Genomic DNA, 14,265 nt, shown 5'->3' with positions numbered 1-14,265 from the left:
CGTTCTATTGTTTTGAGCTTATTAATAGTTCTCGAATATCGACTTCTAATATTTGAGATATTCTTAATAATGTTTCAAGACTTGGTTGGGAAGTGTTTGTGCACCATTTGGATACAGTAGCAGGATCTTTCTCCAATTGCTTAGCTAGCCATTTATTGGTTCGCTTTTTCTCCACAAGCACAACCTTGATACGGTTTATGTCTTTTTCTTTTTCCATAAGGATTTTCTTTCGTTCCATGCAAAGATAAGAAAGCCTATCTATTTTCCATCATTTCAATAGGACTATTTGCAATATAAATTGCGAATTAGTTCAATATTATATAGAATAACTTCTTGTATAAGAATTTTCTCGTATTTTTGTATCTGGAAAATCGTCAAAAAGTCATGGATCACATATATCTTAATTCAGTAATTACTCAAGAAACAATAAATGAGATAAAGTTTTTATCTTTATATTACGATAAAATAAGTATAGTGCACGACATTGTTTATACTATTGAGTTAAATCCCAAAACAAATGAACCTTATGTTAAAGGGATACCTTTTTTACCTTCCAATTTTGAGCACGATTATAAATATTTATTAGAGGAAGGTGTATTAGAAATTATAAAAAGAAAGGAAGGTAAAGAAGATGATGAATTTGATTCAATATATGCAAAGTCAATTAGTAAACTTATTAATGATGAATGGGATTATCTATTCCCTAAAGATGGAGATAATATTATTATTTCAGATGAGATAAAAAATATTGTTCAATATACATTTAGAGATAATAAAAAGGTCCCATTAGATTTATTGTGGTATTTCTATGCGTTTAAGTTAAAAGGAAGTGTAAAATTACTCATTGAAGGCAAGAAGTGTTTGAATTCTAGCATTAATTTAGATTATCTTTTTAATAAGTATATATCATTAAATACCCAAATAAAGCCACAATTTGAATCGGGTAAACTGATTGAAAATGCAATTAATATGTCTTTACCATCAGTTGATATGTTAAATTTCGAAGATATTCTTGAACTAAAAATTAAATTGAAGGATGAATTAGCACAATTTTCAGATGTAATCCATTCTATTGAGTTTAAATATAAGAATCAAGACATAAATACAATATCTTCAAATGAGTATGATATTATATTTAAGCAGGAAATTGAGAAACCATACAAAGATCTCCGGCAAAAAATTAAATCCTTAAAAGGACGAACATTTTTATCCTTTGTGGATAAAGCTAAAGACATTAATACTTACATACCGATGATTGGTTCTTTTATTGCAAGTATTCCACTAAAATATTCACTTATGTTGTCTTTGGGGTTAATAAGTTTAGAAACTTATCATGAATATAAAATAAGTAAAAATGAAGTAAATGAAAATGGCTTGAATTATCTGATTAAATTGAATAAATATTCAAAATGATGTCTTAACTTATTATGTGATAATTTGTAGATTCCAATGTCTCATTGGAAATTTTAATCTAATGCTTTCTTTCATGGAAAAATTGACCCTATCATTGTAGAAAATATATTTTGATAGGGCTAACATTATTTCTATCTAGTTATAGCCATATAATGAAAATATTAAATCCGATTCTTTTAATAAATTTTTATTTGGCAAGTTAATGTTTACACCTCCAACTCCTTCAACGGCAATCCATAATTATATTGTCTGAAAAATCCTTTGTGGATAAGTTTCAGACCAAGGGCCTGATAATACTTGTAGTCATCATCCTCGGTGCAGAGGTATTTGAAACCATAGCGCGGGGCGTACTCCTTGAAGAATCGGGCTAGGTCTTTCAGGTTTTCCTGTTGGTCTCGTTTGAAGTTGCTACGCACAATGATAATGCTCCAGTCGGGGATACGGCCGACACCACAACAATATTCCCAGAAACGGATGTATAAATCCATTTCGCCTACATGGACAGAAACACAAATGCCGTTAGCGTTGTGCATGACGGAACAGCAGTTTCTGTAACCGAATCTCTCACATAAATAAAGATTGAAATCGTAAATAAAATCGGAATAGTTCATAATAATTTGAATTTTGATGGTTAATAAAGGCTGAAACCTCGCTTGCGTTTCGGTTTCTTTTTCTTCTTTTTAAGCCGGTTGGCCTCTATCGCTTCCTCCGTGTCATAATCCGTAGGAGAGGGTGTGAACAATCCTAGACTGATACCGGAATTATTCTCCTGCTGATATTTATGCCGAGGTTCCTCGCGTATGATTTTTGTCTGTGTTTGACGCTGGTTCATGGTAGCAGAAAGAGCGTTATATCTTAGTTCCTGGTCGATGTTCAGAAAACTGAACTAGCGGTCAATCTTGGAACCGCTAAAGGGCAGTTGGTTGCATGTGAACTTGACACCTTGCATCTCCCCGGTCGTGCGACTTAGCTTCCATTGCGTATCAATTCCGTATCTCCGTAAGGCCAGTCGCGGCTCACTCCAGCCTCGGGCGTTCGGAATTTTTCGTTTCAAAGCATGATAGATAAAATATTTACCCCTGTCGTGATGGAGTAACCACATGAAATTCACATGCTCTTTTCCTTCGGCAAAATGCAAGCGGTAACGAGCCGTCAGCATCTTACAAACTTTTTCATTTCGGTAGCGGTCGTTCTTGTCGCTGATGGTGTAGCCGTCATTATCCACCCGATTGTAAACGATGTGACAATGCGGATGGTTACGGTCGGTATGACGGGCGATGATGAACTGCGTGTTCTCAATTCCCATCAGCTTCATATAGTCGTGGGCAATTTTCAGCATCAGTCCATAATCGTCACGGATACGATCTCCGTCTTCTGCGGAGAAGCTCAATGATATATGGCCGACCGTGTTCTTGACCTTGTTGTTCAGTAAAGTCTGCAACTCGAATTGCTCCGCTATTTCTTCGGGCGAACCGTAGACACCAACCGCTTTCAGCAGACGCGATTTATCTTCTTTCAGCACATAGTTTACACATCCCGAAAACGATGTGCCCTTGACAATCTTACCTATCATCTTTGAGCTGTTTTATGAGTTGTGAAATCTCTTGGGCAACGGTTCGGCACTCATCTGCCACACGATAAAAACCGTAAGCGTTGGATCGTTTTGCAAGCTGGTTCAGGTTCGTGCTTTCGCCAATCAGTTTTTTGATGATGTCAAGATTTTCTTTCGTAATCCGTTCGCGCACTGTACCGTGTTCGATGAGTGAACGCACTACTTCGCTTTGACTGCGTTTACTGCGTCGGCTAAGTGCTCTGAGCCAACCGAACTGTTCGTCTGTAAGACGGATTGTAATTGTATTTTTCTTGTCCATAATATTTGCTTTTGAGATTAATAATTGTGACCATCGGGAGCCGTCTCACCGTCTTTTGAGGTGAGCAAGTGGCTGGGAAATGTAATACACCAGCATAAACTTGCTCCAGTGAAAAAGAAGTGAATCAGACATCTGAAAGTCATCGTTTGAAAAGTCCTTTCTGGGTATGTTGAACCGTTGCTGAAAGCGGTGCTTTCTCCACATTGGCAAGTTGTAAATCGAAAGTTTCGACCAGCGTTTTCAAGGCTGGATTCAACGTGATAAGACGATTAAGAATAACCTCCTTTGTTTCTTCTCTCAGCAGGAAATCGGCGATTTCATAACTCGCATCCCGCTCTTCTTTTGTTGCGTTTCTTTCCATAAAATCGAAGAGAGAAACCTCTATTCCCAAGCTCCGGATCATCTCCATTTTATTCGGTAGCTCCCAGGTTAAGGAAGAGCAGGACACGTCGGTTTCTCAATACGCTCATGGCATCCCGATTGAACGCCTCGTTCTTTCCGCCCGAAGCAATTCATAGATATTGCGGCAGATAGAAGCTGGATATTAAAGCACTTTTCTCACTCTCCACAAGGGCAACCGGACGTTGCTGGTCAGAAGACAAAAGGTGCTCACCAAACATAGGCAAGGTTAGCACAACGATGCGAACAGCATCGTGTCGAGATTTTGTGGGCAATAAATAATTTGCCACACCATTTACATTTTTGAATTGTATATAGATATTATTGATTATCAGTTGTTTGTGGGTAATATGATAGAAAAGTGGAGTGTTTTTTCTTTGAAGCAGAATAAAAACTGAATTTTAACACGTTTAACTTTTGTAAACCACGATAATCATGGAAGTGTGCAAGTTTTATAGTGATAATATTACTTACAAGAGATGGTCTGAATGTTTGTATTTGGTGGAGACAGTATGACGAGAGCCTCTTAATAAGTGTAAAATAAAGAATGCATAAATGAACTTTTGTAGTGAAATTTTTATTGATTGTTGATTATTTTACATACTTTTGCGTTCAAATTAAATAGATTTACAAAATGGTAACTTAAATAGAATCAAAGTTGTACTCATTGAAAAGAAACGGACGGCCAAATGGCTTGCCGAAGAATTAGAGAAGAATCCTGCTACTGTAAGCAAGTGGTGTACTAATGTATCTCAACCAGATCTGTACACACTAGACAAAATTGCAACATTGCGTGATATTGACAAGCGAGAGTTTATAACAGGGAAAGATTGAAGTCATGACAGATATTGTACAAATTCAAGAATCTGAGTATGACGCAATTCAGCGACAGGCTGTCGCAGTTATTGACAAGACAAGAGCAATGGTGGCAACAGCAGTAAGTCCTATCATAGGTACGGCTCATTAGGAGATAGGCAAGTTACTTCACGACAGAAAAGTCGAGAGCAAGCATGGAAGTGGTGTGATCAATTTTTATCCTATAACTTGAAGCAACGCTATCCTCAGATGGGTGTTTCTCCCAGAAACCTGTAGAATATGAAGAAGTTATACGGGCGATTCTGCAACAGCGAATCAAAACTGCGACAGGCTGTCGCAGTTATACCATGGGGACATATATTGACCTTGATGCGCAAGTTCGATGAAGATGACAATGCCATTATATTATGCACAGGAAATCACATCAAAAGGCTGGAATCGTGAACTTCTATCCAGTGCCATATCTCTGAAAATGCACATGAGGAAGTATACCTCTTCTGATAATAATTTTGAGCAGACTCTGCCTGCCACACAGGCGATGTTTGCCAATGAAATGTTCAGAAGCGGTTATAATCTTGGATTTCTTGGTGTTAAAGATCCTATATAGGGAACAGAACTTGAGGTTCGATTAGTAGAGAAGGTAAAGCAATTTCTTTTAGAACTTGGTAGGGGCTTCACCTATATTGGTATTGGCAACCAGTATGTGCTCGAATACAACGGAAAGCGGAGTAAGGTAGATATGCTTTTCTTCCATCGTGGTCTGCATTGCCTTGTAGCCATTGACTTGAAGATTGGCGAGTTTAAGCCGGAATATGCAGGCAAGATGAACTATTATCTGTCATTGCTTGACCGTTTGGTGCGTAGGGAAGATGAAAATCGTTCTATAGGCATTATCCTATGCGCTAAGAAAGACCGTGTGGAAGTTGAATTGACATTGGAAGATATGGACAAACCCATTGGTGCTGCTGATTACCAGTTGATTGTTTCACAGGAGGAGCTAAAGAAAATAGTTGCCGAAGAACTTGAATCTTTTAGTAAAGAGTTTACTATTTGTATGGAAACAGAGGAGGATTTTTAAAAAGAATAACTATGATACTATAAGTGAAGCATTTTAACACTTGTAAGGATGAACTCGATTTAATAGAAAAGGAATGATTGGGAAATCCTCATAAAAGAGCTTAAAAAAACATGGCATTTACAATTATCTGTATTCATCCAATAGTAGGATGCAAATATCTAAAGATACTAAAAGAGGGAGAATACTATTTCTTCAATGATTGGTATCGAGAAGAGAATGGACATATTATCAGAAATGAGGATAATATATTCAAAAAAGGCTTCTTTGGTAATGGTATTACAATCCAAGCTGTTGTCGGCAAAAACGGAAGTGGTAAAAGTTCACTTCTGGAGCTGATATATAGGATTCTAAACAACTTCTCTTATGTTACTACCGAAGGCGTTTATAGAGCAAAGGCAGAAAGATTATATTATATAAAAGGAATAAAGGCAGAACTATATTTTGAGTTAGATGGGCAACTCGGGTGTGTGAAAGTTGAAGATGATACCGTAACATTTGTCTATGGCGAGAATAATCCTTTAAAATTATACTTCCCCGGCAGCAAGAATTATGAGGAAACTGACGGCTGGCTTAACGCCAGACCATTGGACGGGTTTGATCATGATGCCATACGTGGCATGGAAAGAAGAACAATAGGGGAAAACATAGAAAAGACATTGAACCACTTCTTCTATTCTCTTGTGGTGAATTATTCCATCCAATCTTTGAACCCATGCGACTATGAGTATGAAGAAGCATATGGCGAAGATGCAGACGATTGGGCTGATAATTCTTGGCTGACAAGTCTCTATAGGAAAAACGACGGTTATATGGTACCCATAGGATTTGAGCCCTATAGAGGGAACAACCAGATAGACTTGGTAAATCAAAAGGAATTAGCTGAGGACAGAGTGGCTGCGTTGCTAATCGATGCAGAAAAACATGGTCATAAATTGTTGCCTGGGTATAGTTATAGTTCAATAGATTTTACTTATGACCAAAAGTTTTCTTTAAGATTTGACCATCCGGCAGAAGATGATGATATTTCCACGGATGCAATACAGAAAATTGCAGAGGACTTGAAGAGTGAAAGAAGTAATCTCTTTTTTGAATTCTACGGAATTGATGAGGGTTATAAACAGAATGATTGTCACCTCTTTAAGCGGGCTTTTATGTATCTGATAGATAAAACTTTCAGTGTAAGTCGTAATTATCCAGACTATGAAGATTACTCAGAACTATCGGATGCTTTCTTTGACTTGGAACATAAATTGCTTCCAAAAGAAAAAGACATGGTGGTTTCGCTTATAGAGAAAGTTAAAAAGGAACCATCGCATATAGGAGTGAAAGTTCACCAGACGTTGCATTTTCTTGAGAGGCTTATTTATATTGATGAGGCTGAACAGTCTGAAATGAATAATAATGGATTCTCTTATGAAGAATACATACAGCAATTCTTTCCTGACATGAATATTGAAGGCCCTAAGACTATCATGGAGTATTACCCACCGCCAATCTTCAGAAACTATATCTATCTGAAGAATGATATGAATCAAGAATGCATAGAATTTCCGTTGTTGAGTTCTGGTGAAAGACAATACCTTTTCATGCTATCAGCTTACCTTTACCATTTGAGGAATATCATTTCTGTACCGGAGAATGCAGGAAGGGTGAAGTATCATAATGTGTGCTTGTTTTTGGATGAAATAGAACTTTGCTTCCATCCTGAATACCAGAGATTATTTGTTGCCAACTTGCTTCAGAGTTTGAAAGACAATAAAGTTACAGAAAGTGTAAACGTGAATGTAGTACTAACGACACATTCACCTTTTGTGCTGTCTGATATTCCACAGAGTAATATCCTATATCTTGAAAATGGGGAAGATGTAAAGGAACAGATGAAGGTGAAGACTTTCGCATCGAACATCAATGAGTTGCTAGCAGAAAGTTTTTTCCTAAATGGAGGATTTGTAGGAGAGTTTGCTTGTCAAGTGGTTAATGACTTGACTAGTTTCCTATTGGGAAAACAACATGAACGTAGATGGGATATGGATTCTGCAGATCAATTGATTGAGACTGTTGGCGATGACGTTGTAAAGATACAACTACGAAGATTGTTTATTCGCAAGTTCGGAAAAAATAATCAAGCGTATAAGACGTGGGTGCAAAAAGAATTTGAGAGACTAGGATTGAACCAAGAGAACCGATGAGAAGGATTTTTATTGACGATAGGATAAAGAAACTCGCTGCTGAATACGTGAATCAACTGCCACTTGTGGTGGGTGAAGCAAAAGCACTTTTACAGAATTTGGCTGATGACTTAAAAAAAGAGTCAACAGATATTCTGATATGTACACCTGTAGAAGAAAAGAAGGCAAAAGGTAAATCAAGCGTAAGAAAGAAGACACGCCCCGATGCGATTGAGGCTAGAAATGCAGAGCAATCGCTAAAGGATAGACAGGAGATATTTAAAGGCGTTTGTCATAAGGGAAGCGATTATCTTAGGGTGTCAGAGTATGTTGAGAAGATTGCAGAAAAGTATGATAACCTAAATAATATGTTGCCGTCCAAGTATGATGAGTGTTTTTCCTATATCAATAGTACCTTGAAAGATGTTGCTGTAGATGATATTTGGATAAAGTTTAAAGGAAATAAGGATAAGCGACCACTTTATGAGGTGATTGTTGATGTGATGGGGTATGATAAAGTAAGAGCAAGACTGATGCCTAACTATGTGAAAAAACTTGGGATTAGATCTTGCGTTTATTGCAACGCCCAGTTTGCCATGACAACACTCATTGAGGATGTGCATGAAAAAATAAAGACAGGGAAAAGAGGTCGCCCCAAAGAAGCGAAGATTATACCATTGATGGGCGGTTATTATGAACTGGATCATAACAAGCCAAAGTCTAAATATCCGTTCCTATGTACCAACTTCTATAATCTTCAACCTTGTTGTAGCTCGTGCAACAAACGTAAATCTGCACAAGACTTGCCATATTCATTGTATTATGAGGAAGGTGACCCACATCCAACACCGTTACATTTTGCTATCAGTCCACAAGACGTGATTGATTTTCATACTAAAGGAAAGTGTAGAGGGGTAAAAGCATATCTTTGTGATGAAGATAACCCCAATCAACCAGTTGTGGCTAAGAAAGACGGAACGCTTGCAGAGCGGTTTAACTTTATTTTCGACATAGATAGGATTTATGCTGAGCATGAAGACGAAGTAGAAGAACTGCTATGGCGTAATAGGATATATACAAAGGGAATCGTGAATGCTACGAATAAACAATTTGCGGAGTTAGATATAGAAGGATTTGATTTTGAAAGATATATTCTAGGAACATATGCAAAGAAGGATGAGGTTTGGAAGCGACCTCTTACTGCTATGAAGCAGGATATATGGGAGCAGTTGGTAAAGGTGGAATAGATTATTAGGGCGAAAAAATAATTGGTTTCTGGGAACTGAAGAAAAAGATTGGTAGCGGAGGCAATGGCAAGGTTTGGGAATGCATAGACCAAGTCGGAAATGAATTTGCTATGTGGCGGAGGAATGGTGTGGGTTCCTTTTCGATTGAGTAAGGGTTTCCCCATTTGGAGATTCCGGACACTGATTCCGCGTATGTGATGTGCAGGCGTATCTTTGCCCTGGTCATGGCCACATAGAAAAGTCTTGCGGATTCTCTGATTTCTTCCGGAGTCTTCTTGTCAAAGAACGGATAGACACCATCGGTAGCCTCGAAGATGATTACATTCTCAAACTCCAGGCCTTTTGCCTTGTGGACTGTAGAGACGAACACCTTTTCTGTTATACATGAGCTGTCACACAGGTCGGCTTCACGGTAGGTTGTTATATCGAGAAGATGGGCTGAAAGCTGCTTCTTCAGGCTCGGAGTCTTCTCCGGAAAGATTACATCGTTACGGAGGAAGCTGAAGATGTACTGCATCTTCGGGTTGTCTGCCTAAAACTACGGCTCAATAATACGGCTTTCTTTTGTAATATGCAAATCACTAAAAAATATCCTGCCGTTAGGTATAATTATCTTATTTTTGACTGAGTGAAAGCATTTGTTTTTCCATTTGGATGATTTTCTATAATTTCTTGTATATTAATAACTTTGCAAATGAATGAATTCAATACATATCTCAAAAATTTAGACTATTCTCATATAAAAGATTTATGTGTGGAAAAAGGGAAATTGCGTACTTACCGTAAGAAAGATTTCTTTATCTGTCAGAATGAAATAGAACGTTTTGCAGGGTGGGTGAAAGAGGGTATATTCCAATATACATACATTGATGAAGAGGGTGAAGAACATATTGTAGGATATTCTTTTACTAACGAATTTGTATGTGATTACTCTTCCTTTATGAAAGGTTGTCTATCATTAGTAAATATTCAAGCAATAGCAGATTGTTCGGTCTATGAAATATCACGCCATGATTTGATTGAATATTTGGAAACGAATATGGAAACTCAACGATTCGGAAGATATGTAGCTGAAAATCTATATGAAATGGTATATGAAAGATTCCTTGATTTATATTGTAGTCCTGAAATACGATACAAGAAATTAATAAAACGTTGCCCAGACTTGAAAGAAGCAGTTCCTTTGAAAAACATAGCTTCATTCTTGGGAGTTACTCCCGAAACTATAAGCCGCATACGCCGTAAACTGGAAAAATAGTTCATCTTTTAACATCTATTGTATTAGTGTCTTGATAATTATCAAGACTTTATTTATTTATTCTCCGTTACTTTGTCATTTTAATTATTAAAGATACTGATATGATACGCAAACTAACGAAAGAAGAATACAAACATGCCGCCGATTTATCCTACCAAGTATATATGGAATGTGGCAAGAGCGATTTTACCAAAGAGGGCATCGAAACATTTAAAAACTTCGTATATAACACATCGTTGATGAATGCACTTGACTTCTATGGCGCCTTTGACCATCATCGACTGATAGGTATAATTGGCGTGAATAAAGAGAAACAGCATATTTCACTTTTCTTTATTCTGCCCATCTATCATAGGCAGGGTATCGGGAAATCGCTATTTGTCTATATGATGGATGATTGCAAATTTACTCACCTAACGGTGAATTCCACAACCTATGCCGAAGCGTTCTATCAATCTTTGGGATTTAAACAAAGAGGTGAGAAGGAGATAAATAAAGGAATTATAAGTATTCCAATGGAAAGAAACGTATGATTTTATCAATCACTAGATGTAATTCATTAATATGAAAAAAAGATTCATTATGTTCACAACTATCATCGCCTGTAATCTTCTGTGCATCACCTCCTACGAAAAATAACAGTCATATTCCACGTTCTGGCCGATAAGGGTACAGTCACCCACAAAGTCCATAAACGCACACAGACCGGTCCTACGGTCAACCTTTTCCGCACGCTCATATTCCAGAAGAAGAGGGTTTACAATGCCTCCGAGCATAGCCGGTATCGGCTTGTCTGTGTGAAGGATGATGTTGAAGCGGTCGGTAATCTTCCCGGCATTCACCTTGATGGCCGCAATCTGTACGATGTCACCCTCAAAGACATTCAAGCCTGTGGTTTCCGTATCAAAGATGACGTATTCGCCTTGGCAGCACCTGTACAGCTCCAGCATGTATGAGCTGCGCGTGTAGTTGAGAAAATCAGACGGCAGCAGGTAGTTATCACGGAGATACTTGACGAAGCGGCGAGCCTCTGAGTCTTCATTGAAGATACCTGTCCCGGTCAGGATCTTTGACCAAGCCATCATGTTGGAGTCCAAGTACACCACCTGCAGATGGGCAAAAAGCAGCTGCGCCTGTCGGGTAGTGAAAAGGTCTGTTCCGGAAATCTTGAAGTGTGGGATATTGCGGTTTGAGAGTTCACGCGAAATCTGGTCGGCATCCTTGTTCCAGGGCACAAGAACAGCCACCCTTTCATCAGGATGCGAGGTACAGAAATTACCAACACTTTCAGCCACAAGCCTAACTTCAGCGTCCTTTTCAGGAGCGGACATGATGCAGAGAGAATCCTGTCCGGCTTCAGTAAGATTGTTCGTCTTAGGCAGGAAATGAGGGTCAACATCAAGCTCCATGTTGGCGTATGTGTTGAAAACATCCAAGAGATATTTCGGGGAACGGTAGTTGAAATAGAGGCGGTGCATATTCTCTCCACAGCGTTCACGCAACCATTCAAGCGTTGCGAGCTTTGCGCCTATGAATGAGAAGATTGCCTGCTGCTCGTCACCGAGATAAAGCGTTACGTTTTCCTTAGAATGGTCAGTAAACAGGTCGATGATTCCGAACTGGAAAGGGGAGAGGTCCTGAACCTCGTCAATCTGAATCCAGGAATATTTCTTCAGCCTGTCCTGATGCTGTGAAGCGTGGATATAAGTCAGGATAAGCAGGTCATCGAAATCAACCAGATTCCTTTCTTCCTTGTACTGTTGGTATTTTCTTGCAAACTTGAACTGCTGGAGGCAGTCATCAGGTGAAGTTTGAACTCGAAAAAACATCCCATGGAACATATTCCTCGCTCGGAAAGTCCTTCTAAGATCTTGTAAATTAGTACCCGTTGGTTACGGCAGACACGCAGGGGGGCAATCGACAGAGCTGACGCCCGTACAGGTTTCCAACTTGACTTTCTTGATAAAGACAACCAGAGGAAGTATCACTTCCTTCCCAGTTCTACAAAACGGCTATAGGGCACACGGTAGGGGAACAGGTGTGTCAGATGCTTGCAGACATATCCCTTATAGTAATGCTTGAAACACCGGAAGCCGCCTGAATGGAATAGGATAAGAATAACAATTATTTCCGTATCATTCATACGGTTAGGTTTGTTACGGTGCTTGTATTCCTTGTCTTCAACCATATATTTTCCCTGTTGCAACGCAAATTCCTTGCAAAAATCCTCTGCTATACAATAAATCTCTGTAACTTTGGACTTTGAGAACATGGTGATAATCGTTTAAATGTTATAATTTGACACTATAAATTCAATGATTTTATCGCTATTTTCCTGATTTTTAAATAGATAATTGTCTATTTATATCTAACTCACGTTATATTAATAAAGTAATAATAAAATAGCATTATGTATCAAAGAAAGGAAAGTGCCAAGAATACGTATTATCCTTCATTTCTATGTATGGAGGTAGATACACCAGACTATCTGGATGCATTGATGCGGATGCCGTTTGACGAACGTACAGAAGCTGCCTTCTTACATGAATATATACACTATCTGCAAGACCTTACAACGGTTTCAGGGAACGCCCGTATAGAAACGATTGTAGATCAGGTCAAATGGATTGTTGGTGATGTTGCTAAGCATAAGAATAAATTGAAACTACCTCTGGATCCAAATGATACATGGGCTTATAATATGAAGCCTAACGCTTCTAGCTTAAAGCTCTGTAAAGGTGATTTTAAATTAAAAAATAAATCCGGAAAAGACATTACTCCCAATATTGTAACTCCTGTATCTTTCAGTTTGGTTAATGTTACGATTAACCTAGCGAATGGAACGCATGTGAAAGGGGGCGCCCAAGCTATATTTATTTTTCAGGATAAAAACGGTACGGAGTATAAGTATGCGGTCGGTGAACTTGCAATTTCTGAATCAATGGCTTACTTAATAGAAAACCATATCTATACTGATGTGTTGGCCAAAGGTGGAGACTGTCCCTATATGGTAGTTCAGAAAGTTACAGAATACAAGTTAGGAAGAATGCTTGATGATCTGTCATTGATAGCAATATGTGATATTTGTTTGATGTATTCGCTTCCAGGAAATGCTTTATACTATTTGTTAGAGGAGTTACAAACAATATCATGCCAGATAACACCTGCATTAATCTATTTGATAGGCCTTGGTCCTACCATTGGAAATAGATTTGGAAGGAATATGCCATGGATTTGTGAGTATATGAAAACTAATAGTCTCGCAAAGAAACAGATGTGTGACTATTTTACACATCCATATTGGGAGCAGATAGAAACAATTATTGGGCGAACATTTGATGATGTTCTGGCATATCGAACCAAACGTCCGACACTCTTCTTGGATATAGCATGTGGAGGAAGATTATTTAGAAATGAAGCATTTAAAACCACGATTGGCACATTGGGATGCTTATCAGTAAAAACAAGTGCAGATTTAGTGTATAATTTTCTCCCTCGATCATGTGAAGGTTTGAAAGTTGATGCCGACTGGTTCTTGTGTTTACATCAATTTTACAATCTTATGTTCACAAGTGATGCTGTTAGAACAGACCCTCATGGAAACAAATATATTGAGAAAGAGTGCGAATTGAAACAATGGTGTCATAATTGTTTTACAAAGAAAGGTGAGCCTGATTTAACGATGACAAGCTATAATTGTAAATGCTCACCATGGCTTAATACTTCACCAGATAAAATGGCACAATGTTCTTTTGGGAGGTTATGGGGGGCATTTGATTTACTCCATATAAAAAAGTTAAAGACGAAGACTTGAGAGCGGTGTATTGAATACCTCGCAACTGTCGCCAAGAAGCAAGTCGATGATGGAGTGAATCTCCAAGGATATTCCGTAAATATTCCCCCCTTTCTTATAAATCAAGAGAAAAGTTTTACTTTACGTGAGCTTTTCTCTTATTTTTTTCGGACAAATAGCCAGTCTTTGATTTTTACAGAATATTATTTAGTGTGAGTTAAA

13 protein-coding genes and 4 pseudogenes are annotated in these 14,265 nt (G+C 38.2%); 9 read left to right on the top strand and 8 right to left on the bottom strand.

Annotated features, from left to right (window positions below; all coding sequences use genetic code 11):
* Window positions 1–4: 4 nt before the first annotated feature.
* The gene (locus tag WKU26_RS01075; RefSeq protein ID WP_072542540.1) at window positions 5–217 is read right to left on the bottom strand and encodes a helix-turn-helix transcriptional regulator; all 213 of its coding nucleotides are present in this window, start codon (window positions 215–217) and stop codon (window positions 5–7) included.
* Window positions 218–384: 167 nt separating this feature from the next.
* On the opposite strand from WKU26_RS01075, the gene WKU26_RS01070 reads away from it, so the two are divergent.
* On the top strand, window positions 385–1,413 hold the full coding sequence (locus tag WKU26_RS01070; protein ID WP_340320571.1) for a hypothetical protein: 1,029 nt from the start codon (window positions 385–387) through the stop codon (window positions 1,411–1,413).
* A gap of 206 nt (window positions 1,414–1,619) precedes the next feature.
* Here the strand turns inward: WKU26_RS01070 and WKU26_RS01065 are convergent, their stop codons facing one another.
* The 4 genes and pseudogenes from WKU26_RS01065 to WKU26_RS01050 all read right to left on the bottom strand — a co-directional run bounded on the left by WKU26_RS01065 (window position 1,620) and on the right by WKU26_RS01050 (window position 3,997).
* On the bottom strand, window positions 1,620–2,024 hold the full coding sequence (locus tag WKU26_RS01065; protein ID WP_340320570.1) for a hypothetical protein: 405 nt from the start codon (window positions 2,022–2,024) through the stop codon (window positions 1,620–1,622).
* Between the two features lie 20 nt (window positions 2,025–2,044).
* Window positions 2,045–2,986 (bottom strand): annotated as a pseudogene (locus tag WKU26_RS01060) (relaxase/mobilization nuclease domain-containing protein).
* On the bottom strand, window positions 2,976–3,284 hold the full coding sequence (locus tag WKU26_RS01055; protein WP_340320569.1) for a MobC family plasmid mobilization relaxosome protein: 309 nt from the start codon (window positions 3,282–3,284) through the stop codon (window positions 2,976–2,978). The pseudogene WKU26_RS01060 and the gene WKU26_RS01055 overlap by 11 nt, the downstream one beginning before the upstream one ends.
* A 139-nt stretch (window positions 3,285–3,423) precedes the next feature.
* A pseudogene (locus WKU26_RS01050) lies at window positions 3,424–3,997 on the bottom strand (DUF6371 domain-containing protein).
* 307 nt (window positions 3,998–4,304) lie between these two features.
* Here WKU26_RS01050 and WKU26_RS01045 point away from each other — a divergent pair.
* From WKU26_RS01045 to WKU26_RS01025, 5 genes and pseudogenes are all read left to right on the top strand, one after another.
* Complete coding sequence (locus WKU26_RS01045) at window positions 4,305–4,517, top strand: helix-turn-helix transcriptional regulator (RefSeq protein ID WP_340320681.1); 213 nt, start codon at window positions 4,305–4,307, stop codon at window positions 4,515–4,517.
* A 261-nt stretch (window positions 4,518–4,778) separates the two neighbouring features.
* Entirely contained in the window at window positions 4,779–4,943 is a 165-nt protein-coding gene (locus WKU26_RS01040; protein ID WP_340320568.1) for a hypothetical protein, read from the top strand.
* A 178-nt stretch (window positions 4,944–5,121) separates the two neighbouring features.
* Window positions 5,122–5,577, top strand: a pseudogene (locus tag WKU26_RS01035) (PDDEXK nuclease domain-containing protein); the annotation flags it as partial.
* 110 nt (window positions 5,578–5,687) lie between these two features.
* A complete protein-coding gene (locus WKU26_RS01030) occupies window positions 5,688–7,766 on the top strand; it encodes an AAA family ATPase (RefSeq protein WP_340320567.1) in 2,079 nt (692 codons plus the stop codon).
* Window positions 7,763–8,992 carry an HNH endonuclease gene (locus tag WKU26_RS01025; protein WP_340320566.1) on the top strand — a complete coding sequence of 410 codons (1,230 nt, stop codon included), beginning with the start codon at window positions 7,763–7,765 and terminating at the stop codon, window positions 8,990–8,992. Before WKU26_RS01030 ends, WKU26_RS01025 begins: the two co-directional genes overlap by 4 nt.
* Before the next feature lie 4 nt (window positions 8,993–8,996).
* Here WKU26_RS01025 and WKU26_RS01020 read toward each other — a convergent pair whose 3' ends face one another.
* Entirely contained in the window at window positions 8,997–9,509 is a 513-nt protein-coding gene (locus WKU26_RS01020; protein ID WP_340320565.1) for a 3'-5' exonuclease, read from the bottom strand.
* A 177-nt stretch (window positions 9,510–9,686) separates the two neighbouring features.
* On the opposite strand from WKU26_RS01020, the gene WKU26_RS01015 reads away from it, so the two are divergent.
* Entirely contained in the window at window positions 9,687–10,250 is a 564-nt protein-coding gene (locus WKU26_RS01015; RefSeq protein WP_340320564.1) for a Crp/Fnr family transcriptional regulator, read from the top strand.
* Between the two features lie 101 nt (window positions 10,251–10,351).
* Window positions 10,352–10,783, top strand: coding sequence for a GNAT family N-acetyltransferase (locus tag WKU26_RS01010; RefSeq protein WP_340320563.1), 432 nt, complete (start codon window positions 10,352–10,354; stop codon window positions 10,781–10,783).
* A 93-nt stretch (window positions 10,784–10,876) separates the two neighbouring features.
* Here WKU26_RS01010 and WKU26_RS01005 read toward each other — a convergent pair whose 3' ends face one another.
* Both WKU26_RS01005 and WKU26_RS01000 read right to left on the bottom strand, forming a co-directional pair.
* Complete coding sequence (locus WKU26_RS01005; protein WP_340320680.1) at window positions 10,877–12,079, bottom strand: 3'-5' exonuclease; 1,203 nt, start codon at window positions 12,077–12,079, stop codon at window positions 10,877–10,879.
* Window positions 12,049–12,522 (bottom strand): annotated as a pseudogene (locus tag WKU26_RS01000) (transposase); the annotation flags it as partial. The pseudogene WKU26_RS01000 and the gene WKU26_RS01005, both read right to left, overlap by 31 nt.
* A gap of 138 nt (window positions 12,523–12,660) precedes the next feature.
* Between WKU26_RS01000 and WKU26_RS00995 the strand changes: the two are divergent.
* Window positions 12,661–14,064, top strand: a complete 1,404-nt coding sequence (locus tag WKU26_RS00995) for a hypothetical protein (RefSeq protein ID WP_340320562.1) — start codon at window positions 12,661–12,663, stop codon at window positions 14,062–14,064.
* The last annotated feature ends 201 nt before the right edge of the window (window positions 14,065–14,265 follow it).

The organism is Phocaeicola sp. HCN-40430 (assembly GCF_037890285.1).
GTDB lineage: Bacteria > Bacteroidota > Bacteroidia > Bacteroidales > Bacteroidaceae > Phocaeicola > Phocaeicola acetigenes.
The sequence above is the reverse complement of the archived record's forward strand: the minus strand, read 5'-3'. Positions and strand labels throughout refer to the sequence as shown.